Below are 25,396 nucleotides of genomic sequence, written 5' to 3' on the forward strand. Positions count from 1 at the left end.
GGTAGGCCGCTCCGAATTTCATCAATCCAGAAAGCAGATAACAACATGGAACAGCAGCAGAAGAAATGGGTCCGCTTCGAGCATGCCGGTGGCATCGGCTTCGGCACACTGGAAGGCGATGCGGTGCACGAGCGCCAGGGCGACATGTTCGGCAGCTCGGAGCTCACGGGCCGCGTGTTCGCGCTGGCCGGGCTGCAACTGCTCACGCCCACCGAGCCGACCAAGGTCATTGCGCTGTGGAACAACTTCCACGCATTGGGCGCGAAGCTGAGCCTGCCGGTGCCGGCCGAGCCGCTGTACCTGCTGAAGACGCCCAATTCATATCTCGCCCCCGGCGCACCCATCCGCAAGCCGCTGTGCGACGGCAAGGTGGTTTTCGAAGGCGAGCTCGGCATCGTGATCGGCAAGACCGCCACCGCCGTCTCCGAAGCCGATGCGCTCGATCACGTGTTCGGCTACACCTGCGCCAACGACGTGACCGTGGCCGACATCCTCAATCGCGACGCATCGTTCGCGCAATGGGTGCGCGCCAAGGGCTTCGACACCTTCTGCCCGATGGGCCCGGTGGTTGCCACCGGCCTCGATCCCGCAACGCTCACCGTGACCACGCTGCTCAACGGCGAGGTGCGACAGAACTACCCGATCAGCGACATGCGATTTTCGGTGCAGCAACTTGTGAGCCTCATCTCGCAGGACATGACGCTGCACCGTGGCGACGTGATCCTCTGCGGCACCTCGGTCGGCGTCGGCTCCATGAAGCCTGGCAGCCTCGTGGAGATCGAGATCGACGGCATCGGCAAGCTCAGCAACCGCTTCGGCTGACACATCGCCGAAGGGTCGCGCAACGAATTCAACTCTTGGGGATCGACATGAAGATTGCAATCATCGGCGCGGGCGCCATCGGCGGACTGGTCGGCGCGAAGCTCGCGCTGGCCGGCGAAGACGTGACGTTCATCGTGCGCGGCGCCAACCTCGATGCCATTGGCAAGAACGGCATCAAGCTGATCTCGGCCGAAGGCGAGGAGCAGGTGGCGCGCAACGTCAAGGCCACCGACCGCTATGACGAAGCCGGCCCGCAGGACATCGTCGTCCTCGCGATGAAGGCCCACCAGGTCGAGGCGGTGGCCAACGACGTGCCCAAGCTCTTCGGGCCCGACACTGCCGTCGTGACGATGCAGAACGGCATCCCGTACTGGTACTTCCACCAGCACGGGGGCGCGCTCGCGGGTACGCCGGTGCGCAGCGTCGATCCCTCGGGGCTCGTTGCCACGAAGATCCCCGCGCAGCGCGTGATCGGCTGCGTGGTGTATCCGGCATCGGAGCTGATCGCGCCTGGCGTGGTCAAGCACATCGAAGGCGACCGCTTCCCTGTTGGCGAGCTCGATGGCTCGGCGAGCGAGCGTGTGAACCGTGTCTCTGCCTGCTTCACCGGCGCAGGCTTCAAGGCACCCGTGCTCGACAACATCCGCGCCGAGATCTGGCTCAAGCTGTGGGGCAACCTGACCTTCAACCCGATCAGCAGCCTCTCGCATTCGACCCTGGTCGACATCTGCCAGTACCCGCCTTCGCGCGAACTTGCCGCCGCGATGATGCGCGAGGCCCAGGCCGTTGCGCACAAGCTCGGCATCGAGTTCCGCGTGACGCTCGAAAAGCGCATTGCGGGCGCGGAGAAGGTCGGCAAGCACAAGACCTCGATGCTGCAGGACGTGGAAGCAGGGCGCGCACCGGAGATCGACGCGCTGGTGGGTGCAGTGGTCGAGCTGGCCCGTCTCACCGAAACCCCGACGCCGCACATCGACACCGTCTACAGCCTGGTCAAGCTGCTCGCGCGCACCATGGAAGACCAGCGTGGCCGCGTCAAGCTCCATGAAATGACAGCAGCATGAGACGCACACGCAGCGCAAAGATCGTCGCCACGCTCGGCCCGGCCACCACCGACGAGCCGGCCATCCGCGCGCTGTTCGAGCGTGGCGTGGACGTGTTTCGGCTCAACTTCAGCCACGGCACGCAGCACGACCACGCGCGGCGTCTGGAAACCATCCGCCGCCTCGAGAAGGAATTCAACCGGCCCATCGGCATCCTGCTCGACCTGCAGGGGCCGAAGCTGCGGCTGGGCACTTTCGAAGGCGGTCGCGCGCAGCTCGACGCGGGCGCGCGCTTCCGGCTCGACATGGACAAGACCAGCGGCAGTGCACGCCGCGCGCCGCTGCCGCATCCGGAAATCTTCGCCGCGCTGCAGGACGGCACCGAGCTGCTGCTCGACGATGGCAAGCTGCGGCTGCGCGTGGACAGCCACGGCGCCGACTTCGCAGAGACCACGGTGCTGGTCGGCGGGCCTATCTCCGACCGCAAGGGCGTGAACGTGCCGAGCGTGCTGCTGCCGATCTCGCCGCTGACGCCGAAGGACCGCGACGACCTCGACTTCGGCCTGTCGATGGGCGTCGACTGGGTTGCGCTCTCGTTCGTGCAACGGCCGGAGGACATCGAGGAGGCGCGCGCCATCATCGGCACGCGCGCCTGGATCATGGCCAAGCTGGAGAAGCCCGCGGCCATCGAGCATCTGGATGCGATCGTCGCGCTGTGCGATGGCCTGATGGTGGCGCGCGGCGACCTCGGCGTGGAACTGCCGCCCGAGCAGGTGCCCGAGCTGCAGCGCCTGATCGTGCGCGCCTGCCGCAAGGGCGGCAAGCCGGTGGTGGTGGCGACGCAGATGCTCGAATCGATGATTGCCTCGCCGGTGCCCACGCGCGCCGAGGTGTCGGACGTTGCAACCGCCATCTACGACGGCGTCGATGCGGTGATGCTCTCGGCCGAATCGGCTTCGGGCAAGTACCCGCTCGAAGCGGTCGCGATGATGGACCGCATCATCGTGCGCGTGGAGGCCGATCCTTCCTACCGCGCGGGCATCGACGCCACGCACGATGCGGCGCTGTCGACCACGGCAGATGCTGTCTGCGCCTCGCTGCGCCAGGTGGCCGCGCTGCTCGCGCCGGCCGCCACCGTGACGTACACCTCCTCGGGCTTCACCAGCCTGCGCGCGGCGCGAGAGCGCCCGGCGGTGCCGATATTGAGCCTCACGCCCGACACCGTCGCGGCGCGCCGCATGGCGATGGTCTGGGGCGTGCATGCGGTGCTGGTCGACGACGTGCACGACGTGGGCGAGATGATCGAATGCGCCTGCCGCACGGCACGCGCCGAGGGCTTCGCGAAGGCGGGCGACGACGTGGTGGTGGTCGCGGGCCTGCCCTTCGGGCAATCGGGCACCACCAACCTGCTGCACGTCGCGCGAATACCGGACTGAAGCGGACTGAAGCGGACTGAGCGCGCGGCGCCAGCGCAGGCGTTGTCGCGCTGTACGATGCCGCTCGACTGCAGCCACCCTCTTTCCCGATGAAGCATGCGACCCTGCGCCAGTTGAAAGTCTTCGAGGCAGTGGCGCGGCTGCTGAGTTTTTCGCGCGCGGCCGAGGAGCTTCACCTCACGCAGCCCGCCGTCTCCACGCAGGTGCGCAAGCTCGAGGAGCACGCGGGCAATGCGTTGTTCGAGCAGTTCGGCAAGAAGATCTATCTCACGCCTGCGGGCACCGAGCTGCTGCAGATCAGCCGCGCGATCATCCAGCAGTTCGAAGCGGCCGAGAACGCGATGATGCAGTTCAAGGGCGTCTCGGGCGGCAAGCTCAACGTGGGTGTGATCAGCGCGGGCGACTACTTCTTTCCGCGCCTGCTGGTCGAGTTCGCGAGCCGGCACCAGGGCGTGACGTTGAACTTCACGGTGCACAACCGGGCGGGGCTGCTGACCCACATCGCAGAGAACCTCACGGACCTCGCGATCATGGTGCGGCCGCCGACCGACCTGGACACCGTCAACCAGCCCTTCGCGCCGCACCCTTACGTGATCGTCGCGGCGCCGAGCCATCGGCTGGTGGGTGTGAAGAAGATCCCGATGGCACGGCTGATGCGCGAGCCCTTCGTGGTGCGCGAGAAAGCATCGGACACCTGGCATTCGATGGAAGACGGCTTTGGCGGCGATCTGAGCGGCATCAACATCGCGATGGAGATCCGCAGCACCGAAACCATCAAGCAGGCGGTGATCGCGGGCATGGGCGTGAGCTTCGTGTCGGCCCACACGGTGAGCCAGGAGATGCGCGCGGGCAGTCTCTGCGTGCTCGACGTCGAAGGCTTTCCGCTGATGCTCAACTGGTACGTGGTGCACCGCCGAAGCAAGCGCCTGCCGCCGGTGGCGCAGGCCTTCAAGGACTTTCTGCTGAGCGACGGGCCGTCGCTGATCTCGCAGATCGTGCCGTTCGGGAACCACAAAGAAAAAGAGCGCGGCGAGTAACTCGCGCGCGCTCTTTGTGGGGGAGGGGTCCGGTGCGGCGGCTCAACGCTGCACGGCCGCCCTGCGGCGTTGCATCAGCGCGGCACGTGCGGCCTTGTAGAAGATCACGATGGGCATTGCGGCGAACAGTTCGCGCATTGCGTCGTTGGCGGTGGACGACGAGGCCGGGGTACGGAGGCTGCTGGAATTCAGTGTGGTGTGGCTCATTGAGGGCTCCAAAGGATTGAATCTAAAAGACCGAAGGGATTACCCTGAATTTTAGGGTTTACCCTAGACGAGAGCAAACGCCATTTTCGCGTTTCTTGACCTAGGTCAATTTTTTCGGAGGCAGACAGGTTCTTGCGTAGGCCTGCAACCCGTCTGCAGGAGCGCTTCCGGAGCACATGAGCGAGCGCGCAACGCGCATCGCAAATTCACGAAGCCCATCGCACTGGCCATCGAAAGTTCGCGCGAAGACTTCCGCTATTTTTTCTTCATCGCACCATGCCGCCGCAATGTCGCTGCAATGCCGTCGCATCGCGCGACGCACATCGCATGCAGCGCGATGCACACACGCATCGCGGTGTGTTTCGACCGGCATCGACACACACAAAGTGCGCACGCAACGAGGCCTCGTGCTAGGGATATCACGGGGGTCCCACGAGGGCGCGATTCGTGTGAACTTGACTGAGGTCAAGAGTTTTTGAGTCGCTCAGTCCGACAGTCATTCACGCGCAGAAAACTGGTGATCCCAATGCCGTGTAGCGATGCCAAGGAAACCTCGTCGCCTTTCGATGCGCACCGATCGCTCGACTGATTGCTCTGTATTCGCAGCCTGTCGGATTTAAACGAAAACACCAAGGACAACTCCATGACTCGGCCCACCTCCACGACCGCGGGTTCCAACCCCGCGATGTATCCCCCGTCCGAAACCTATGGCGCGACCGCGACGCGATCCGAGGCTTACCGATGGGGGCAGTTGCTGATCGGCATCGTCTGCATGGCGATGATCGCCAACCTGCAGTACGGATGGACGCTCTTCGTCAATCCGATCGCAGACAAGCACGGCTGGAGCCGCGCCGCGATCCAGGTCGCGTTCACCATCTTCGTGCTCACCGAGACATGGCTCGTGCCCATCGAAGGCTACCTGGTCGACCGCTTCGGCCCGCGTCCCGTGGTGCTGGTGGGCGGCGTGCTGTGCGGCCTGGGCTGGGTGCTCAACTCGGTGGCCGACTCGCTGCCGCTGCTGTACATCGCGGCGGCCGTTGGCGGCATTGGCGCCGGTGCTGTCTACGGCACCTGCGTGGGCAATGCGCTCAAGTGGTTCCCCGATCGCCGGGGGCTTGCCGCGGGCATGACCGCAGCGGGCTTCGGTGCTGGCTCGGCCCTCACGATCATCCCGATCTCCGCGATGATCAAGTCGAGCGGCTACGAATCTGCGTTTCTGTATTTTGGGATCGGGCAGGGACTCATCGTGTTCCTGCTCGCATGGATGCTGACCCGCGCGCCAAGCCACTCCAAGGCGTCGAACAGCCGCAACGTGCAGCAGGCTGGCCGCGACTACGCGCCGTCCGAGGTGCTGCGCTCGCCCGTGTTCTGGGTGATGTACGCGATGTTCGTGATGGTGGCCGCCGGCGGCCTGATGGCCACGGCGCAGCTTGCGCCCATCGCCAAGGACTTCAAGATCATGGACGTGCCGGTCAACATCATGGGCCTGGTGCTGCCCGCGCTGACCTTCGCGCTCGCCATCGACCGCGTGCTCAACGGCCTCACGCGGCCCTTCTTCGGCTGGGTGTCCGACAAGATCGGCCGCGAGCAGACCATGTTCATCGCCTTCGCGATGGAGTCGGTCGGCATCCTGATGCTCTACCACTACGGCCAGAACCCGATCCTCTTCGTGATCCTGACCGGCATCGTGTTCTTCGCCTGGGGCGAGATCTACAGCCTGTTCCCGTCGACCTGCGCCGACACCTTCGGATCGAAGTACGCGGCGTCGAACGCAGGCATGCTCTACACCGCGAAGGGCACGGCCTCGCTGCTGGTGCCGCTGTCGAGCGTGCTCGCGGCTGCCACCGGCAGCTGGCAGGCGGTCTTCATCGTGGCCAGCGCGGTCAATGCGCTCGCGGCGCTGATGGCGTGGTTCGTGTTGCGGCCGATGCGCCGCAAGCACATCGAGGCGAGCCGCGTCGTCGAATAAATAGACCACCATCGGCTTTCCGTCAGCCGGTACCATCCGGCTTTCTTCCGCCCACGCAGCCCTGCCATGAAGATGGCAGGGCTTTTCGCCGATGCACAGGAGCCCGCAGTGACGATCTACCGACTTGACGCGCATGAACCGGTCATCGACGCCAGCGCCCGCGTGGCCGAGAGCGCCAGCGTGATCGGACAGGTCGTGCTCGCAGCCGGCAGCCGCGTCGGCGCGAATGCGGTGCTGCGCGGCGACAACGAGCCCATCACCATCGGCCGCGGCAGCCATGTGCAGGCCGGCGTGATGCTGCATGCCGACCCGGGCTATCCACTGACCATCGGCGACGACGTGACGGTGGAGCCGCACGTGATGCTCCATGGCTGCACCGTCGGCGACGGTGCCGTGGTCGGCGAGCACACCATCGCGCTCAACGGCTCGGTGGTCGGCCGTGCGTGCATCGTCGAGTCCGGCTCGCTGCTGACCGAGGGCAAGGTCTTTCCCGACCGCTCGCGCATCGCGGGCAGGCCCGCGAAGGTCACGGGCGAGGTCGACGACGCCGAGGCCGAGGCGCTTCTGATCAGGGCGCGCGGCAGCGCCGGTCCCTTCGCCCGCTAGGGCCTTTCCGCACCCTCCCGAAACCCTGCCCGCCCGCAGGGTTTGTGCGCATTGGCACCGTGCTTGTTTCGGCGGAAATTGACTTGCGTCAAGGCCCCCGGCGCCCGATTCATCGACATTGATCCTCAAGCGGATGGCCGCGGGATTCACGTCGAATTTCATGACGTTGGTCCCGCGACAGAACCACGATGAAAACAGCTCCGCTTGCAAGCAGACAGCAATGCAGCAGCGGCGCCGGAAACGGACCAGATCGGACGGGATCATGAAACTACAACAAGCGCAGCAGGGGCACGAGGTACCGCATCCGGCCTCCGGCCCCACCGACAAGGAAGACGAACTCGTCGCCGTGCATCGCAGCCTGCTGCAGCATGCGGACGAACCAGGCGCGCTGCTGCCGATCCTGCACGACGTGCAGGACGCGCTGGGCTACATCCCCGCGCACACGGTGCCGGTGATTGCCGACGCGCTGAACCTCTCGCGTGCGGAGGTCCATGGCGTCGTCACCTACTACCACCACTTCCGTGCCGAGCCGGCTGGCCGGCACGTGATCCAGATCTGCCGCGCCGAGGCCTGCCAGGCGATGGGCGCCGACGCCTTGCTCGCCCACGCCGAACTGCGCCTGGGATGCAATGCGCACGGCACCTCGAAAGATGGCGCCTTCACGCTGGAGCCCGCGTTCTGCCTCGGCCTGTGCGCCTCGTCGCCCGCGATGACGCTCGACGACCAGCCGCATGCGCGCATGACGGCCAAGAGCTTCGATGCATTGGTCGCGCAGACCAGCGGAGGCCGCGCATGAGCACCATCACCGTCTACGTGCCGCGAGATTCGGCCGCGCTCGCGGCGGGCGCGGATCGCGTGGCCCGATGCATCGCGAAGGAAGCTGCGGCGCGCGGCCTCATGCTCGAACTCGTGCGCAACGGTTCGCGCGGCATGTTCTGGCTCGAACCGCTGGTCGAGGTGAACACACCGAGCGGCCGCATCGCCTACGGACCTGTGACGCCCGACGACGTGGCCGGCCTGTTCGATGCCGGCTTCCTCACCGGCGGCAAGCACCCGCTGGCTCTCGGACTGACCGAAGACATTTCCTACCTGAAGAAGCAGGAGCGCCTGACCTTCGCGCGCATGGGCATTACCGACCCGGTGTCGCTGACCGACTACCAGGCCTACGAAGGCTTTGCCGGCCTGCGCCGCGCGCTGGCCCTCGCACCCGAGGAAATCGTGCAGCAGGTGCTCGACTCGGGCCTGCGCGGTCGCGGCGGCGCGGCCTTTCCGGCCGGCATCAAGTGGAAGACGGTGCTGGGCACGGCGGCGGCGCAGAAGTACATCGTCTGCAATGCCGACGAGGGCGACTCGGGCACCTACTCCGACCGCATGACGATGGAGGGCGACCCCTTCATGCTGATCGAGGGTATGACCATCGCCGGCCTCGCCACCGGCGCCACGCAGGGCTACATCTACGTGCGTTCGGAATACCCGCACGCGATAGCGACGCTGAACGAGGCCATCCGCATTGCCGAGGCAGCGGGCTTTCTCGGCGACAACATCCTGCGTTCAGGCAAGCGCTTCTCGCTCGCGGTGCGCAAGGGCGCGGGCTCGTATGTGTGCGGCGAGGAAACGGCGCTGCTCGAAAGCCTCGAAGGCAAGCGCGGCATCGTGCGCGCCAAGCCGCCGCTGCCGGCCATCGAAGGCCTGTTCGGGCAGCCCACGCTGATCAACAACGTCATCACGCTGGCCAGCGTGCCGCTGATCCTGGCGCGCGGCGCGGCCTTCTACCGCGACTATGGCGTGGGCCGTTCGCGCGGTACGCTGCCGATGCAACTGGCCGGCAACATCAAGTACGGCGGCCTGGTCGAGAAGGCCTTCGGCGTCACGCTGCGCGAGCTGCTGTACGACTACGGCGGCGGCTCGGCCTCGGGCCGGCCGATCAAGGCGGTGCAGGTCGGCGGGCCGCTGGGTGCCTACCTGCCCGAATCGCAATGGGACCTGCCGCTCGACTACGAGGCCTACGCGGCCGTCGGCGGCACGGTGGGCCACGGCGGCATCGTGGTGCACGACGACACGGCCGACCTGTCGAAGCTCGCGCGCTATGCCATGGAGTTCTGCGCGCTCGAGTCGTGCGGCAAGTGCACGCCCTGCCGCATCGGATCGACGCGCGGCGTCGAGGTGATCGACAAGATCCGCAACAACCAGAACCGTCCGCAGCAGGTGATCTTGCTGCGCGACCTGTGCAACACGATGGTCCACGGCTCGCTGTGCGCCATGGGCGGCATGACGCCGTTCCCGGTGCTCTCGGCACTCGACCACTTCCCGCAGGACTTCGGTCTCGTGGTTCCCGATCGCGAAGCTGCCTAGGCGGTTGCGGCGCAGCAGCAGGAGTAAGAAAGACATGTTGGACCATCTCAAGGAAACCGATTACGGCACCCCCAAGCGCGAATCCACGCGCGAGGTGACGCTGGAGATCGACGGCAACGAAGTGACGGTGCCCGCGGGCACTTCGCTGATGCGCGCGGCTGTGGATGCGGGCATCCAGGTGCCCAAGCTCTGCGCCACCGACAGCCTGGAGCCCTTCGGCTCCTGCCGGCTGTGCCTGGTCGAGATCGAAGGCCGCAAGGGCTTTCCGGCCTCTTGCACCACGCCTGCAGAAGCCGGCATGAAGGTGCGCACCCAGACGCCCAAGCTGCAGGACCTGCGCAAGGGCGTGATGGAGCTCTACATCTCCGACCATCCGCTGGACTGCCTCACCTGCTCGGCCAACGGCAATTGCGAGCTGCAGGACATGGCGGGCGTTACCGGCCTGCGCAACGTGCGCTACGGCTTCGACGGCGCCAACCACCTGAAGAGCGAGAAGGACGAGTCGAACCCGTACTTCAGCTACGACCCGTCGAAGTGCATCGTGTGCAACCGCTGCGTGCGTGCCTGCGAGGAAACGCAGGGCACCTTCGCGCTGACCATCAGCGGCCGCGGCTTCGAGTCGCGCGTGTCGCCGGGCCAGGACGAGGCCTTCATGGATTCGGAGTGCGTGAGCTGCGGTGCCTGCGTCGAAGCCTGCCCCACCGCCACCCTGCAGGAAAAGTCGGTGATCTGGCTCGGCCAGCCCGAGCACAGCGTGATCACCACCTGCGCCTACTGCGGCGTGGGCTGCGCCTTCAAGGCCGAGATGAAGGGCAACGAGGTCGTGCGCATGGTGCCGTGGAAAGACGGCAAGGCCAATGAAGGCCACTCCTGCGTCAAGGGCCGCTTCGCCTGGGGCTATGCGACGCACCAGGACCGCATGCTCAAGCCGATGATCCGCAAGAACATCACCGACCCGTGGCAGGAAGTGAGCTGGGACACCGCACTCAACTACGCCGCGAGCGAGTTCAAGCGCCTGCAGGCCAAGTACGGCAAGGACTCCATCGGCGGCATCACCTCGTCGCGCTGCACCAACGAGGAAACCTACCTGGTCCAGAAGCTGGTGCGTGCCGCCTTCGGCAACAACAACGTCGACACCTGCGCACGCGTGTGCCACTCGCCCACGGGCTACGGCCTGAAGCAGACGCTGGGCGAATCGGCCGGCACGCAGACCTTTGCCTCGGTCGACAAGGCCGACGTCATCATGGTGATCGGCGCCAATCCGACCGACGGGCACCCGGTGTTCGCATCGCGCATGAAGAAGCGGCTGCGCCAGGGCGCGAAGCTGATCGTGGTCGATCCGCGCCGCATCGACATCGTGAAGTCGCCTCATGTAAAGGCTTCGCACCACCTGCAGCTCAAGCCCGGCACCAACGTGGCCGTGGTGACGGCGCTGGCCCACGTCATCGTCACCGAAGGGCTTATGGCCGACGACTTCGTGGCCGAGCGCTGCGACACGGTTTCGTTCAAGGAGTGGAAGTCGTACGTCGAGCAGCCCGAGCAATCGCCCGAAGCCACTGAAAAGGCGACCGGCGTGCCGGCGGCCGAGCTGCGCGCCGCTGCGCGTCTGTTCGCCACGGCCGGCAACGGCGCCATCTACTACGGCCTGGGCGTGACCGAACACAGCCAGGGCTCGACGACGGTGATGGGCATCGCCAACCTCGCGATGGTCACCGGCAACGTCGGGCGCGAAGGCGTGGGCGTCAACCCGCTGCGCGGCCAGAACAACGTGCAGGGCGCGTGCGACATGGGCTCGTTCCCGCACGAACTGCCGGGCTACCGCCATGTGTCGGACAGCACCACGCGCGCCTCGTTCGAGGCTGCCTGGGGCGTGCAGATCAACCCCGAGCCGGGTCTGCGCATTCCCAACATGTTCGACGCCGCCATCGGCGGCAGCTTCAAGGGCCTGTACTGCGAAGGCGAGGACATCGTGCAGTCCGACCCGAACACGCAGCACGTGGCGGCCGCGATGATGGGCATGGAGTGCGTGGTGGTGCAGGACATGTTCCTCAACGAAACCGCCAAGTACGCCCACGTGTTCCTGCCGGGCTCCTCGTTCCTCGAGAAGGACGGCACCTTCACCAACGCCGAGCGCCGCATCTCGCGCGTTCGCAAGGTGATGCCGCCCAAAGCCGGCTATGCCGACTGGGAAGTGACCGTGAAGCTGGCGCAGGCCCTCGGCTATCCGATGGACTACAAGAGCCCCGAAGAAATCATGGACGAGATTGCCGCGCTGACGCCGACCTTCCACGGCGTGAGCTACAAGCGCATCGACGAGCTCGGCAGCATCCAGTGGCCCTGCAACGACGAGGCGCCCGACGGCACGCCCACGATGCACATCGACCACTTCGTGCGCGGCAAGGGCAAGTTCATCGTCACGCAGTACGTGGCGACGGACGAGAAGGTCACGCGCAAGTTCCCGCTGCTGCTGACCACCGGGCGCATCCTCTCGCAGTACAACGTGGGCGCGCAGACGCGCCGCACCGACAACAACCAGTGGCACAGCGAAGACCGGCTGGAGATCCATCCGCACGACGCCGAGGAACGCGGCGTGAGCGACGGCGACTGGGTGGGCATCCAGAGCCGCGCGGGCGAGACGGTGCTGCGCGCCACGGTGTCAGAGCGCATGCAGCCGGGCGTGGTGTACACCACCTTCCACTTTCCCGAGTCGGGCGCCAACGTCATCACCACCGACAACTCCGACTGGGCCACCAACTGCCCCGAGTACAAGGTCACGGCAGTGCAGGTGATGCCGGTGATGCAGCCTTCGGCCTGGCAGCAGGAGTACAGCCGCTTCAACCAGACGCAGCAGGACTTGCTTGCCGCCGCATCGGCGCAGCAAAGCGGCGAGACGGTACCGGCAAAGTGAGAGTGCTCGCCGCATGAACCTGGTTACCGACGCCGTTCAGTTCTGCGAAGGCGCGCAGCTGCTGCCCGTGCGCGGAGTGCGCGGCGGCCGGCCGTTCGACGTGCAGGACTGGGTGGCCGAGGAAGTGCCCGTGGCGCTCGAATACAACGGCATCTCGCATGCGGTGATGCTCGCGACGCCGCTCGACCTGGAAGACTTCGCGCTCGGCTTCTCGCTCAGCGAGGGCATCCTCGAAGCGGCGCACGAGCTTTACTCGGTGGAAGCCGAGCCGTCGGCGCTCGGCGTCACGGTGCATCTGCAGGTGTCGAGCGCGGCCTTTGCGCGCCTCAAGCTGCGCCGCCGCTCGATGGCCGGGCGCACCGGCTGCGGCCTGTGCGGCACCGAGAGCCTGACGCAGGTGTCGCGCGAGCTGCCGGTGCTGCGCAGCGATGCTGCCGCGCAGTTCGACCGCGAGGCCATTGGCCGTGCGATGTCGCAGCTGCCATCGCAGCAGACGCTGCAAGAGGCTACCGGTGCCGTGCACGCGGCCGCCTGGTGCTCGGCGGAAGGCGAAGTGATGTGGCTGCGCGAGGACGTGGGCCGCCACAACGCGCTCGACAAGCTGGTGGGCGCGCTCGCGGCCAACGATGTCGATGCTTCCACCGGCTTCATCGCAGTGACCAGCCGCGCGAGTTTCGAGATGGTGCAGAAGGCCGCGATGGCCGGCGCACCGCTGCTCGCCGCGGTGTCGGCGCCGACCTCGTTCGCGGTGGCCACGGCGCAGCGCGCGGGCCTCACGCTGGTGGGCTTCGTGCGGCAGCAGGACCTGGGCGTCTACAGCCATCCGCAGCGGCTGCGCACGGCAGACCCGCAACGCGTGCGCTGACGCTTCATCAACAAACAACTCATTTTCTCGAAGGCCCCATGGAGCACGATCATTCGGCACAGCTGGTCAAGATGGCCAATCAGATCGGCACCTTCTTCCAGGCGCAATCGCCGAGCGATGCCGGCGCTGCCACGCAGGCGATTGCTGGGCACCTGAAGTCGTTCTGGGCGCCGAGCATGCGCATCCAGCTGATACGCGACTTCGACGCCGGCAAGACGCCGCTGCTGATGCCTATCGTGGCATCAGCGATTCGCGGCCATCGGGCGACGCTGCTGCCTGCTGCGCCATGAGCAGCGACTCGTAGTACAGGCACAGCGGCATCGCGACGAACACCATGCCCGCGACGTAGATCACGAGGCTGGTGACCGGGAACTGCATCTCCTCCCAGTACGGTATGGAAGCCACCGCCGCGATGACGGCGATCAGCGTGATCACGCCGCGCAGCGTGCCGCGCATGAGCGCGATGCGCGAGAGCCCCGGTGGGGCGTATGTCCGAGGGCCTTGAGCAAAGCTCTGAAGGCCCTCGCCCTTGTCTCCATCTTTTTTCATCGTCGTCGCTCCTCGGTGAAGGCGAAGACGGTTCTTATCACGCGCGCAAGACGCGGGTCAAGACCGAAGTCCGGCTACTGCGGGACAACCCCGCGCTCAGTCGTACTTCACGGTGTAGATCAGGTCGAGCCCGCTCGTCTGCCCCGCCTGCCCGCGCAGCGTGAGCCGCGTCGTCAGGTCGTAGAAGATGAAGATCGTGCCGAAGGTGCCGCCCAGGCTGCGTTCGTAGGTGAGGTAGAAATCTTTCGACAGCCGCTTGCCCAGCGTGACCGCCGACTCGCGCAGGTCGCCGCCGCTGCCCGGCCCCTTGAAGCCGAGTTCGTCCAGCCCGAAGCGGCTGGCCAGGCTGCCGCCGCTGCCACTGCCGCCGATCCTGCCGAGCAGCGAGAGCGCGGCCTGCTGCAGCAGCGCAGACTCGCCGCCGCTGGTGGCTGAGGCGCGGCCCAGGATCACCCATGACAGCGTTTCGGCATCGGACAGCGCGGGCTCCGAATAGAGCTTCACGCGTGGTGATTGCGCGGTGCCGGTGATCTGCACGCCCGCGCGCTGCGACAGGTTCGGGCGGATCGCCAGGACGTCCAGCGCCGGGTTGTCGAACGGCCCGTTGAAACGCGCCACGCCGGTTTCCACGTCGAGCTGCTGGCCGTAGGCGCGGTACTGGCCTTTCACGGTCTTCACCTCGCCGGTGATGCGCGGCGGGGCATTCAGCCTCGTGCTGCGGATCTCCAGGTCGCCTTCGAGCCGCGTGGTGATGCCGCGGCCCTGCACCGCGAAGTCGTCGCCAAGGTCGAAGTTGATGACGATATCCGGCGGCTTGGCGGTCTGCGGCTTGGCAGCCTGCGCGTCGGCCTGGGCGGATTCGCGCTGCGCCGTCTCGGTGGCCTCGCGGTCCTTGGCGGCGGAGCGCACGACGACGTCGCTGCCCAGGCTGGGCGCGGTCTCGTCGGGCAGGATGATGACAGCGCGGTCGGTCTTGAGCTTGCCGCGCACGTTGAACTGGCCGTTGTCGAGCCGGGCCTGCACATCGCCCGAGAGCGTGACCTGCCGGTCGGTGCGCACCAGCACGCGCAACGCGCGCAACTGGCCCTGCAGGGCCATGCGGATGCCCGAGGCCGTGCCGCTGGCGGGGCCCCAGCTGAGGTCGCCGCTGGCCGAGAGCGTGCCGCCGTCGCTGCGGGCCTCGCTGGCCGAGGTGCTGCGGTTGCCGCTCTGGCCGGCGATGCGCGTGGAGCTGCCAGTGCCGCCCTTGAGCGTGAATTCGGTGATCTCGATGCGCTCGCCGCTGAGCGTGGCGCGCAGGCGGCCATCGCGCAGGTCCAGCCCTTCGACCGGTGCGCGCAGCGCGAGCTTGTCGGCGCCCAGCGTGCCGTTCCAGCGCGGCACGGCGCGGTTGCCCGACAGCGTGGCCCCGGCGTCGAGCGTGCCGGCAATGCGCCAGCCCGGCGGCGCGAGCATCGACCACACGCCGAGGTTCGGCAGCGCGGCCTTGATGGTGCCGCCCAGCGGTGCGTCGGGCGCCCACTGCCAGCCGCCGGCGCGCTGCTGCACGCGGGTGTTGATGTCGGCGTCGATCTTGCCGGCGCGTTCGCTGTCCCACGCGAGCACGGCGTGCACCGCGTCGCCTTCGGCATCGAGCCGCAGTTCGGCCTGGCGCAGGCCGGCCGGCGTGCTGGGCGCGTCGCCGTTCCCGGAGGAGGAGTTCATCGTGCGTTCGCTCGCAGTGCCCGTTCCGGTGCTGGTGATGCGCGTGACGAGCGCGGCCTCGCCGGCCTGCACGCGGATGTCGCCGCTCTGGCGCCCGATGCGGGCCTTGGCGCGCAGCGTGTCGCCGGCGTCGATGTCCCAGTCGCCGTTGAACATCAAGTCGCCGCTGATGCCGTATTCGCCCAGCGTGGTATTGGCGCCGAACGCGCCGGCCCAGGCCATCGGCAGGCCCTGCAGCTGGCCCTTGGACTGCACGCGGAACACGCGGTTGGGCGCCGCGCCGCTCTGGCTGAAGCGCAGCGGCTGCCAGTCGATGCGCACGGTGCCGGGCACGGGGCCGCGCAAGGTGGCCGCGGCGGCGGACGCTTCGACGTCGAGGCGGGGTGCATTGCCGCTGGTGGTGCGGATGGTTGCGGTGACTTCGCGGCTCAGCTCCAGCACCCACGGGTCGCCGGGGCGGGCGCTGTCCTGTGCCTGCAGCTTCAGGCTGGCCAGCGCCGCGCGCCATTGGCCGGCGCCGGCGATGCCACCGCTGGCGCGGGTGTCGATGTTGAACTTCTGCGTGCCGGTGGTGGCTTCGCCCTTCAGCGTGAGCGAGGCCTGTGCGAGGCTGCCTTCGAGATCGGCGCGCAGGTCGCGCAGTTGCACAGCGGTTGCCGTACCGCCAGGTGTGGCCGAGGGCAGGCTCAGGTCGAGCCGCGGCACGCCGAGCACGGCCTTGAGGCTGGGCTCGGCGCCGCGCTGCGCGGGCGCGTTGGCGTTCTGCAGCCGGCGCTGGATGGTCTGCCAGCCACCTTGCCAGCTGGCGTCGAGCTTCGCCGAGCCCTTTGCGCTGGCGTTCGCGAATACGCCGGACAGTCCCGGCAGGCTTTGCACCCAGCGCTGTACGACGTCGGCATCGTCGATGCTGGCTCTGATGTCGCCACCGCCCGCAGACGGTGCAATGCGGCCATCGACCTGCGCGCTGCCGCCCGGCAGCACGAGGTTGAGCTTGCCGCTGGCGGCCTGCTCGGCCACGCGCACCTGCAGCCGGCCATCGACGCTGGCGCGCTGGGCCTCGATGCGCAGCGTGCGCAGGTCGAGCACCTGGTCTTTCCACTGTCCCTGGGCCAGCGCGCGGTCGAGCGCGAAGCCGGGCAGGGCCTTGCTGCCGGCGCCGCGGCCTTCGGCACGCAGCGCGGCGTCGAAGGTGATGGTGCTTTCCTTCTGTTCGGCCTTGATCTGGCCGCTGACGGGCGCACCCGAGAGTTCGGTGTACAGCGCGCCGGGCCGCACGCCGCGCACCGTGGCCTGCGCCTGCCACGGCGACGGCGCGGGGCTCCATTTGCCGGCCGCGTCGATGCGTCCGCCGCCCGCGCGCACGGTGGCTTCGGGAACGCTCCAGCTCGTGCCGTCGAAGCCGACCTTGGCCTGCACCTGTTCGAGCGGCAGTTTCTCTTTGTCCCACGGGCCGGGCACGGCGTTGCGGATGTCGGCCGAGGCCTTCCATGCGGTGGGCCCGGTATCGGCGTCGGGCTGCAGTTCGACCGTGCCGGTGAGCTGCGTCTGGGGTGCGCCGGGCCACAGGCTCGACGCATCGACGTTGCGCAGGTCGGCCTTCGCGTCGATCACCGGCTGGGGCAGCCAGGGCGCGATCTGTGCCTGCAGGCTGGCTTCCATCGGCGCATCGGCGTTTTCTTCGGCCGGCTTCAGCTCGGCCGCGACCTGCAGCCGCGCGGCGGTGCCGGCGAGCGTGCCCTTCACGGTGGCGGTGGCCAGCACGTCGATGTTGTGGTCCTCGGCCAACGGCGCCTTCACGCGGCCGTCGAGCGATGCGTCGATGGCCATCGGCGCGGGGCCTTGCAGTTTCACGCGGGTGCTGTAGTGGCCGTCGGCGATGTCCACGCCCTTGACCTCGAGCACATGCTCGGCGGCCTTGTAGCTGTAGCTGCCCGAGAGGTTGAGCGCCTGCAGAGCGGGCGGGCCGGCCCAGCGCACTTCGTCGATGCGGAAGGGCAGCTCGACCTCGATCGGCAGCGCGAGCTGTTCGAGCGGCTCGGTGGGCTTGTCGCTGGGCGGGCCGCGCTTTTCGATGAGCACCTGCTTCGCGTGCACCTCGCCGAGCTGCACCTTGCGTTGCAGCAGCGGCGCGAGCTGCCAGCCGATGGTGGCCTCGTTCACTTCGACGGCGATGCTTTCGCTCTGGTACTTGAGCCAGCCGATGTGGCCGCCGGTGCGCAGCGAGCCGCTCACGTCGCGGCTTTCGAGCGTCTGCCCGGCCGGCAGCCGCTGCGCCGCCTGCGCGATCGCGAAGGCGAGCGAGGTGTTCGAGCCCAGCCACCACCACGCACCCGCGACCAGCAGCACCACGGCGAGCAGCAGGCCGGCCACGGTCCAGGCCAGGGCGCGCATTGCCCGGCGCGCGCGCGAGCGGCGGGGGGCGAGGGGCGTTGGCGTGGGGTCTGCGTCGGTCTGCATCGAAAAAAATCAGAAGGTGAAGCCGAGGCGGAAGTGCAGGCGGAATTTCTTCGAGTCCACGCCGTAGGCCAGGTCGGCCTGCACCGGCCCCACGGGGCTGCGCCAGCGCGCGCCCACGCCCACGCCCACCTTGGGCTTGAGCTCGCCGGGCTTGTCGGCCACGGCGCCGGCATCGGCGAACACCACGCTCTCCCATTCGGTGAGCTTGCCGTTGTAGACGAAGGGGCGCTGCCACTCCACGCTGGCCACGCCGAGGTAGCGGCCGGCAACGGTCTGGCCGTCGGCGCGCACGGTGCCGATCTGCTTGTAGCTGTAGCCGCGCACGGTGGTGTCGCCGCCGGTCAGGAACATCAGCGTGGACGGGATCTGCGCGCTGTCTTTTGCCGACACCGCGCCGGCCTCCACGCGCAGCTGCAGGCGGCTGCGGCGCGCGCGTGCTTCCTTGTCGTCCGCTGCGCCCAGCGGCAGCACGCCGAGCCAGCGTGCGTAGGTGCGCGTGAAGGGCGTCTGCTCGCCGGTGAGCGTGTAGCCCGCGGCCACTTCGAGTGCGAGACCGAAGCCGCGCGAGGGCGACGCGTTGTCGTCGAAATAGCGGCCGGTCCAGCCCCAGTTGGCCGTCACGGCAGAGGCCGAGGGCGGTGCGTTGATGCCGCGGTTCTGCGCGTAGTCGTACTGCAGGAAGTAGCTGCGGTCGATGTGGTCGCCCGACTTGCTGCGCCCGCCTCGCAGGCGTCCGCTGTCGACCACGTAGCTGCCCGATTGCTCGCTCTTCAGTTCGGCGCCCGAGAACCATTGCCAGCCCCGGTCGTCGGGAATCGCCTTCCACTCGGTGCCGAGCGACTTGATGTCGTTGTCGACCGACAGCCGCGAGACGGAGCGCCAGCCCAGCAGCGGAATCTGGTTGTGGATGTGGTCGATCGACAGGCGCGGGCCGTTGTCGGTGGTGAAGCCCACGCCCATCACCACCTTCTGCAGCGGTGCCTCGCGCAGCTGCGCGATCACCGGCGCGGCCAGCGGGTTGCCGCTCTCGGTGTCGAGCGTGAGGAACACCGAGTCGTAGTAGCCGCTGCTGGCCAGGCGCTGCTGGGCATCGAGCAGCTTCTGCTGGTCGTAGTCGGTGCCGCTGGGCAGGCGGGCGATGCGGCGCGCGCCGTCGGGGTCGTAGCGCTGGATGCCGTGCAGCAGGAGCGGACCGAACTTGTAGGCCGGGCCCGACTGGTAGGTGACGCTGAGGCGGGCCTCGCTGCGGTCTGCGTCCACTTCGGCGCGGCTGATCTCGATGCTGCCGGTGGGAAAGCGCTTGGCCGTCAGGCTGCGCAACGCGGTGGTCTTCGCATCGTCCCAGGCCTGCTGGGTGAAGGGTTGGCCGGCGCGCAGGGCCCAGTTGGTGCGGATCGAATCGCGCTGCGCCTCGGCGGTTGCGTCGTTTGCGATCGGGCCGCCGTAGCTGATCTGCACGTTGCTCACCTTGGTGCTCTCGCCGGGCGAGACGGTGATGACGATTTCGCGCGGGGCCTTGGTGCTTTCGGGTGTCTCGTTGAGTTCGAGCGTCAGCGTGGGCGAGAAGTAGCCCATGGTGCCGAGCAGCTCGCGTGCATTGGCTTCGGCGGCCACCATGAGGCGGGAGATTTCGGTGGCGCCGAGGTCGTCGAGCTCGCGGTAGCGCTGGATCTCGAGGTGCAGCTTGAGGTAGTCGCGCACGGCCTCGGGGCCGCGCACATCGACGGTGAAGGCGTCGCGCTTGTCGGTTTTTTTCTTGTCGTCGTCCTTGCCGTCGTCAGTGGCGGCAATGCTGTCGGCAGCACCGCTGCGCACGAGGCCGGCCGCGGGCTTGTTGTCTTCGGGCGCCTCTTTCTTCGGCAGCAGGCTGCAGCCTTGCAAGAGCAGGACGCCGGAAAAAAGCAAAGCCGGCCACCATGCCGGCGAAGAAACTGAAACCACCCTGACCATGGGCGGATTCTGACAGCAAGATTCGCCGGTTCCTGAAGCGTCCGGATACAGATGGCTTCGTCCTACTTGGACAGCATGCGCATCGCGTCTTCGAGGCCTCGCAGGGTCAGGGGGTACATGCGGTTGGACATGAGCTGCTGCATCACCGCGATGCTCTGGCGGTACTGCCATACGCCTTGCGGCTCGGGGTTGATCCACGCGAACTTCGGAAAGGTGTGCGTCAGGCGCTGGATCCACTCGGCGCCGGCCTCTTCGTTGTTGTATTCGACGCTGCCGCCGGGCTGCAATATCTCGTAAGGGCTCATCGTGGCGTCGCCGACGAAGATGAGCTTGTAGTCCTTGTTGTACTTGCGCAGGATGTCCCAGGTCGCGAACTTCTCGGAGAAGCGGCGCTTGTTGTTCTTCCACATGAAGTCGTACACGCAGTTGTGGAAGTAGAAGAATTCGAGGTGCTTGAACTCGGTCTTCACGGCCGAGAACAGCTCTTCCACGCGCTGGATGTGCTCGTCCATCGTGCCGCCCACGTCCATCAGCAGCAGCACCTTGACGTTGTTGTGGCGCTCGGGCCGCATCTTGATGTCGAGGTAGCCGGCATTGGCCGCGGTCGAGTGGATGGTGTCGTCGAGGTCCAGCTCTTCGTCGTGGCCTTCGCGCGCGAACTTGCGCAGCCGGCGCAGCGCAACCTTGATGTTGCGCGTGCCAAGCTCCTGCGTGTCGTCATAGTCCTTGTAGGCGCGCTGGTCCCACACCTTCACTGCGCTCTTGTTCTTGCCGGCCCCACCAATGCGGATGCCTTGCGGGTTGTAGCCGCCGTTGCCGAAGGGCGAGGTGCCACCGGTGCCGATCCACTTGCTGCCGCCCTCGTGGCGTTCCTTCTGCTCCTCGAAGCGCTTCTTGAGCGTTTCCATGAGCTCGTCCCAGCCCATCTTCTCGATCTTGGCTTTTTCCTCGGCGGTGAACTCACGTTCGAGCGTTTTCTTGAGCCAGTCGAGCGGCACTTCCTTCGTGAAGTCGGTCAGCATCTCCACGCCCTTGAAGTAGGCGGCGAAGGCGCGGTCGAACTTGTCGTAGTGCTTCTCGTCCTTCACGAGCGCGGTGCGCGAGAGGTAGTAGAAGTCGTCGATGCCGTAGGCGCCGTCGGAGTTGGGGCCCACCACGTCGGCCTGCAGGGCCTCCAGCAGCGTGAGGTATTCCTTGACCGACACCGGCAGCTTGGCCGAGCGCAGGGTGTAGAAGAAGTCGATGAGCATGGGGCGGGTCCTAATTTCGTCTTCGGAGTTGCCTTGGAACGCAAGTCAACGTGCGGCGAAGTGCATCTGTGCCAGCACGGGGTTCTGAAGATGTCTCACGCATGGAAAGGTGTAGGCGCCTATGACGGATTCGTCATCCCACCTCGACCAACGAAACGGGCCGAACTTTGCATCGGCTTCTTTGATGACTGAGAGTTTTCTTGAGTCAATTTTCGATTCAATCAGCGCGACTGTGGCTGCGTCAACATTGGCGCCTTGACTCTTGGCGCCTAGAAACCAGTAATAGGCGGCAATGAAATCATTCTCGGTGGCAGCCTTGCGAAACAGTCGTTCGGCGAGTTGCAGCTGTGCCCCCTGATGGCCGTGTGCCGCCGCAAACTCCAGCCACCACGTATTCTTGGACTCTGATTTCGGTATCCCGAGGCCTTGGTCGTACATCTCAGCTACCAGCTTGACCGCATGAGGGTTTGCCCGCCGGGCGGACAGTTCCAGCCATGGCAGGCTTTTCTCGTAGCTTTGGGGAACGCCGTCGCCAAAATAGTACGCAATGCCGATGAGCCATGGCGCGGGGGCAGATCCCCGTTCGCTCAACTGGCGAAGCAATTCGAAAGCGCGCTGCGTATCTTTCGGACGCTCATCGCCGCAGTACAGAAGCATGGCGAGGTTGCCGATGGCTTCCTCTTTCCCCTTTTCCACGGCCCTTTCATACCAAGCCTCCTTTTGCGCAGTGCTCGGCGCAGTCATGGCGTTCATGAACTGGCTTCTTGCGATGCCCGCGTTTCCCATGATCTGGTGGTACTGCGTGGCAATGTCTGGAGACAGGCTCTGTGCAAGCGCGTACTGCGAAAACATCCAGCCGAAGGCAAACGCCAGAAGACATCGCTTGAGATTGGCGTAGCGGAATGGGTTCAGCATGAGGACGGTCGTGCGGAAAATTGGCGGAGAAAAACTGCTACGGATCAAAGCGACTCCATTACGGTCGCATCCTCTTTAGCTTCGCGGCTTGTCGAGCAGGTACAGCAGCTGGGCCTTCACTTCGGGCCATTCGCCCGCGCGCAGGCTGTACATGACGGTGTCGCGGATGGTGCCGTCGCGGCGCATCACGTGGCCGCGGATCACGCCGTCTTTCTTCGCGCCCAGGCGCTCGATGGCGCGCTGCGAGGCGAAGTTGAAGTTGTCGGTGCGCCAGCCCACGGTGTTGCAGCCGAGTGCGTCGAAGGCATGCGTGAGCATCAGCAGCTTGCAGGTGGTGTTGACGTGCGTGCGCTGGCAGCGCGCGGCGTACCACGTGTAGCCGATCTCCACGCGCTTCACGCCCGGCAGGATGTCGTGGAAGCTGGTGCTGCCGAGCACGGTGCCGGTGGCCTCGTCGGTCACTGCGAAGGCGAAGCGGTCGGCGGTCTTCAGCGCGGTCTCGATGTAGGCGCGCGTGTCCTGCGGCTCGGGCACTGAGGTGACGCGCAGCTTCCACAGTTCGCCGTCGGCGGCCGCGGCGCGCAGGCCTTCTTCATGAGCCAGCGACAGCGGCACCAGCGCGATGCCGCGGGCCTTCAGCGTGACGGGTTCGACGAACGCCATTTCAAACTCTCTTGTGTTTTCAGCCTTTGGGATCGCCATACTTGCGCACGTACCAGGCGCGCGCCAGTTGCACCCCGCCACCGCCGCCCAGGCCGATCAGCAGGATCCCGAAGATTTCCTTGTTGCCGTAGCCGGCGGCGCCGAAGGCATCGAGGCCCAGCAGCAGCCCCAGCCCGCGGCCGAGCAGCGCACCCAGCACGAACAGCACTGCCTGGGCAATGCCCAGCTTCATCAGCTGCCCCGTGGGATGCGGCGTCTGGCTCATGGACTCAGCGGTTGTTGCGTTGCATGAAGACGAGCTTCTCGAACAGCGTCACGTCCTGCTCGTTTTTGAGCAGCGCGCCCACCAGCGGCGGCACGGCGACCTTGTCGTCCTTGCTCTGCAGCGCTTCGAGCGGAATGTCTTCGGCCACCAGCAGCTTGAGCCAGTCGAGCAGCTCGGAGGTCGAGGGCTTCTTCTTCAGGCCGGGCAGGTTGCGCACGTCGTAGAAGGTCTTCATCGCGGCCGTGAGCAGCTCTTGCTTCAGGCCAGGGAAGTGCACGGCGACGATGTGCTTCATCGTCTCGGCATCGGGGAACTTGATGTAGTGGAAGAAGCAGCGGCGCAGGAAGGCGTCGGGCAGTTCCTTCTCGTTGTTCGAGGTGATGAACACCACGGGGCGGTGCTTGGCGCGGATGAGTTCGCGCGTCTCGTAGCAGTAGAACTCCATGCGGTCGATTTCGCGCAGCAGGTCGTTCGGGAATTCGATGTCGGCCTTGTCGATCTCGTCGATGAGCAATGCCACCGGCTGGTCGGCCGTGAAGGCCTGCCAGAGCACGCCCTTGATGATGTAGTTCTGGATGTCCTTGACGCGCTCGCCGCCGTCGACGTCCTTCAGTTGCGAGTCGCGCAGGCGGCTCACGGCGTCGTATTCATACAGGCCCTGCTGCGCCTTGGTGGTCGACTTGATGTGCCACTGCAGCAGCGGCAGGCCGAGCGACTGGGCCACTTCCTCGGCCAGCATGGTCTTGCCCGTGCCGGGCTCGCCCTTGACGAGCAGCGGGCGCTTGAGAGTGATGGCCGCATTGACCGCGAGCATCAGGTCCTGCGTGGCGACGTAATTGTCTGAGCCCTGGAATTTCATGAGTGAGATGAGTGAGACGGAGGCTGGGGTGGAGAAAAGAACACACTCGACACGCGTTGTGCAGCCTCAGGGTTGGCCTGCACAGGGTTCCAGGGGACCCCTGCATATAATCGAATGTTGATTCGAAAAACTGTACTCTCCACGAGATTGTGCGCGCAAAATGAACAAGTTGTTGACCACGATGTTTGCCCTTGCTGTCGCTTGCGTGACGGTCTCGGCTGAAGCCCAGCAAGTCACTGGCAAGGCCCAGGACGGAGCAAAGAAGGTTGCGATGTGCGTGGGCTGCCACGGCATCATTGGCTATCAGGCCAGCTTCCCGGAGATCCACAAGGTGCCGATGATCGCCGGCCAGAGCGCCACGTACATCACGGCCGCGCTCACCGCGTACAAGGGCGGCGACCGCAAGCATCCCACCATGCGTGCCATTGCCGACACGCTCACCGACCAGGACATCGCCGACCTCGCTGCCTACTACAGCCAGTTGGGCCTGAAGGACGGCAGTGCACCGCCGGCCACGCTGGCCAAGGCCACGCCCTCGAATGTCGAGGCGCTCATCACCCGCAACGCCGACAACAACTGCACCAAGTGCCACGGCGCCAACTTCAACACGCCGAACGACGGCACCGTGCCCAAGCTGGCCGGCCAGCATGCCGACTATCTGTTCGTCGCGCTCAAGTCGTACCGCGTGAAGAACAACCCGCACCTCGGCCGCTCGAATGCGGTGATGGGCCAGCAGGTCGAAGACAAGAAGTTCACCAACGCCGAGCTCAAGACGCTGGCCAGCTACATCAGCTCGTTGCCCGGCGAACTGAAGACGGTGCCCGAATCGCGCATTCACCACGGCGCCGAATAAGCGCTTCGCTCATAACAAAAAAGCCCGCTGCGAGCGGGCTTTTTTGCGTCCGGGATTTCCCTGAGATCAGACGTCGAAGAAGGCAGTCTCGTCAGTGCCCTGCATGCGGATGTCGAAGCGATACGTCACTGCGCCGCCTTGCTCCACGCGCTCGGCGATCAGCGTGTGGCGGCGATCGGCCGGCACGCTCTGCAGCACTGCGTCTTTCGCGTTGGCTTCGGCTTCGTCGCTGAAGTACACGCGCGTGAACGCATGCAGCAGCAGGCCGCGCATCAGCACGATCACGTTGATGTGCGGTGCTTCGCCGGGCGATTCGGCGCCGGGCTTCACGGTGTGGAACACGAAGCGGTTGCCTTCACCAGTGCCTGTGCCGACGCGGCCGAAGGCGCGAAAGCCCATGGCGCGCGCCTCGTCGGGCGTCTGCGGGTAGCGGCCTTCGCCGTCGGGCTGGCTGATCTCGACCAGCGCGTCGTTGATCGGGTTGCCGTCGCCGTCGATCACCCGGCCTTCGAGGCGGATGCGCTGGCCTGTGGCCTTGTCGAGCGCCAGCACGGCGTCGAAGGGCTGGTCGAAGTCGTAGCCGTACTGCGTGGCGGTGAGGCCGTAGGCGAAGTAGGGGCCCACGGTTTGCGAGGGGGTCTGGCCGAAGTCGGCTTCCTGTGCGGTCATCAACATGGTGTGTGTCT

The 25,396-nt window shown here is 66.4% G+C and carries 22 protein-coding genes; 12 read left to right on the forward strand and 10 right to left on the reverse strand.

The features are described 5' to 3' along the window. Positions 1-45 precede the first annotated feature (45 nt). From BLV60_RS22535 to BLV60_RS22550, 4 genes are all read left to right on the forward strand, one after another. Positions 46-822, forward strand: a complete 777-nt coding sequence (locus tag BLV60_RS22535; protein ID WP_093057518.1) for a fumarylacetoacetate hydrolase family protein — start codon at positions 46-48, stop codon at positions 820-822. Between the two features lie 47 nt (positions 823-869). Continuing rightward, positions 870-1,886, forward strand: coding sequence for a 2-dehydropantoate 2-reductase (locus tag BLV60_RS22540; protein ID WP_093057519.1), 1,017 nt, complete (start codon positions 870-872; stop codon positions 1,884-1,886). Further along, on the forward strand, positions 1,883-3,301 hold the full coding sequence (gene pyk / locus BLV60_RS22545; protein WP_093057520.1) for a pyruvate kinase: 1,419 nt from the start codon (positions 1,883-1,885) through the stop codon (positions 3,299-3,301). The genes BLV60_RS22540 and pyk overlap by 4 nt, the downstream gene beginning before the upstream one ends. 89 nt (positions 3,302-3,390) lie before the next feature. Beyond that, positions 3,391-4,338 (forward strand): LysR family transcriptional regulator, encoded by a 948-nt coding sequence (locus BLV60_RS22550; RefSeq protein ID WP_093057521.1) that lies wholly within the window; start codon positions 3,391-3,393, stop codon positions 4,336-4,338. A 42-nt stretch (positions 4,339-4,380) separates the two neighbouring features. Here BLV60_RS22550 and BLV60_RS34470 read toward each other — a convergent pair whose 3' ends face one another. Then, positions 4,381-4,545, reverse strand: coding sequence for a hypothetical protein (locus BLV60_RS34470; RefSeq protein WP_176928890.1), 165 nt, complete (start codon positions 4,543-4,545; stop codon positions 4,381-4,383). Positions 4,546-5,230: 685 nt separating this feature from the next. Here BLV60_RS34470 and oxlT point away from each other — a divergent pair. From oxlT to BLV60_RS22585, 7 genes are all read left to right on the forward strand, one after another. Further along, on the forward strand, positions 5,231-6,514 hold the full coding sequence (oxlT, locus tag BLV60_RS22555) for an oxalate/formate MFS antiporter (RefSeq protein ID WP_371127396.1): 1,284 nt from the start codon (positions 5,231-5,233) through the stop codon (positions 6,512-6,514). A 66-nt stretch (positions 6,515-6,580) separates the two neighbouring features. After that, on the forward strand, positions 6,581-7,120 hold the full coding sequence (locus tag BLV60_RS22560; RefSeq protein ID WP_256329454.1) for a gamma carbonic anhydrase family protein: 540 nt from the start codon (positions 6,581-6,583) through the stop codon (positions 7,118-7,120). Positions 7,121-7,382: 262 nt separating this feature from the next. Further along, positions 7,383-7,916: a formate dehydrogenase subunit gamma gene (locus BLV60_RS22565; protein ID WP_218132242.1), complete on the forward strand. Its 534-nt coding sequence runs from the start codon at positions 7,383-7,385 to the stop codon at positions 7,914-7,916. After that, entirely contained in the window at positions 7,913-9,472 is a 1,560-nt protein-coding gene (locus BLV60_RS22570) for a formate dehydrogenase beta subunit (protein ID WP_093057523.1), read from the forward strand. The genes BLV60_RS22565 and BLV60_RS22570 overlap by 4 nt, the downstream gene beginning before the upstream one ends. 34 nt (positions 9,473-9,506) lie before the next feature. After that, complete coding sequence (gene fdhF / locus BLV60_RS22575; RefSeq protein WP_093057524.1) at positions 9,507-12,380, forward strand: formate dehydrogenase subunit alpha; 2,874 nt, start codon at positions 9,507-9,509, stop codon at positions 12,378-12,380. 13 nt (positions 12,381-12,393) lie between these two features. Continuing rightward, positions 12,394-13,245, forward strand: coding sequence for a formate dehydrogenase accessory sulfurtransferase FdhD (fdhD, locus tag BLV60_RS22580; protein ID WP_093057525.1), 852 nt, complete (start codon positions 12,394-12,396; stop codon positions 13,243-13,245). Between the two features lie 38 nt (positions 13,246-13,283). Next, a complete protein-coding gene (locus BLV60_RS22585; RefSeq protein WP_093057526.1) occupies positions 13,284-13,535 on the forward strand; it encodes a formate dehydrogenase subunit delta in 252 nt (83 codons plus the stop codon). On the opposite strand, the gene BLV60_RS22590 is transcribed toward BLV60_RS22585, so the two are convergent. From BLV60_RS22590 to BLV60_RS22625, 8 genes are all read right to left on the reverse strand, one after another. Continuing rightward, on the reverse strand, positions 13,477-13,794 hold the full coding sequence (locus tag BLV60_RS22590; RefSeq protein WP_093057527.1) for a hypothetical protein: 318 nt from the start codon (positions 13,792-13,794) through the stop codon (positions 13,477-13,479). The two genes, BLV60_RS22585 and BLV60_RS22590, sit on opposite strands and share 59 nt — an antisense overlap. A 96-nt stretch (positions 13,795-13,890) precedes the next feature. Then, positions 13,891-17,955 (reverse strand): translocation/assembly module TamB domain-containing protein, encoded by a 4,065-nt coding sequence (locus BLV60_RS22595; protein WP_093057528.1) that lies wholly within the window; start codon positions 17,953-17,955, stop codon positions 13,891-13,893. Positions 17,956-17,964: 9 nt separating this feature from the next. Continuing rightward, positions 17,965-19,905: an autotransporter assembly complex protein TamA gene (locus BLV60_RS22600; protein WP_093057529.1), complete on the reverse strand. Its 1,941-nt coding sequence runs from the start codon at positions 19,903-19,905 to the stop codon at positions 17,965-17,967. A gap of 62 nt (positions 19,906-19,967) precedes the next feature. Further along, positions 19,968-21,155 (reverse strand): vWA domain-containing protein, encoded by a 1,188-nt coding sequence (locus tag BLV60_RS22605; RefSeq protein WP_093057530.1) that lies wholly within the window; start codon positions 21,153-21,155, stop codon positions 19,968-19,970. Positions 21,156-21,200: 45 nt separating this feature from the next. After that, complete coding sequence (locus tag BLV60_RS22610; protein WP_093057531.1) at positions 21,201-22,070, reverse strand: tetratricopeptide repeat protein; 870 nt, start codon at positions 22,068-22,070, stop codon at positions 21,201-21,203. A 75-nt stretch (positions 22,071-22,145) separates the two neighbouring features. Then, positions 22,146-22,733 carry a GNAT family N-acetyltransferase gene (locus BLV60_RS22615; RefSeq protein WP_093057532.1) on the reverse strand — a complete coding sequence of 196 codons (588 nt, stop codon included), beginning with the start codon at positions 22,731-22,733 and terminating at the stop codon, positions 22,146-22,148. Between the two features lie 19 nt (positions 22,734-22,752). Continuing rightward, positions 22,753-22,998 carry a hypothetical protein gene (locus tag BLV60_RS22620; RefSeq protein WP_093057533.1) on the reverse strand — a complete coding sequence of 82 codons (246 nt, stop codon included), beginning with the start codon at positions 22,996-22,998 and terminating at the stop codon, positions 22,753-22,755. Between the two features lie 4 nt (positions 22,999-23,002). Continuing rightward, on the reverse strand, positions 23,003-23,857 hold the full coding sequence (locus BLV60_RS22625) for an AAA family ATPase (protein WP_093057534.1): 855 nt from the start codon (positions 23,855-23,857) through the stop codon (positions 23,003-23,005). Positions 23,858-24,017: 160 nt separating this feature from the next. On the opposite strand from BLV60_RS22625, the gene BLV60_RS22630 reads away from it, so the two are divergent. After that, the gene (locus BLV60_RS22630) at positions 24,018-24,710 is read left to right on the forward strand and encodes a c-type cytochrome (protein WP_093057535.1); all 693 of its coding nucleotides are present in this window, start codon (positions 24,018-24,020) and stop codon (positions 24,708-24,710) included. Positions 24,711-24,776: 66 nt separating this feature from the next. Here BLV60_RS22630 and pcaG read toward each other — a convergent pair whose 3' ends face one another. Further along, the gene (gene pcaG / locus BLV60_RS22635) at positions 24,777-25,385 is read right to left on the reverse strand and encodes a protocatechuate 3,4-dioxygenase subunit alpha (protein ID WP_093057536.1); all 609 of its coding nucleotides are present in this window, start codon (positions 25,383-25,385) and stop codon (positions 24,777-24,779) included. Between the last annotated feature and the right edge of the window lie 11 nt (positions 25,386-25,396).

Origin of the sequence: Variovorax sp. YR634 (genome assembly GCF_900106655.1) — a bacterium.
Lineage (GTDB): Bacteria > Pseudomonadota > Gammaproteobacteria > Burkholderiales > Burkholderiaceae_C > Variovorax.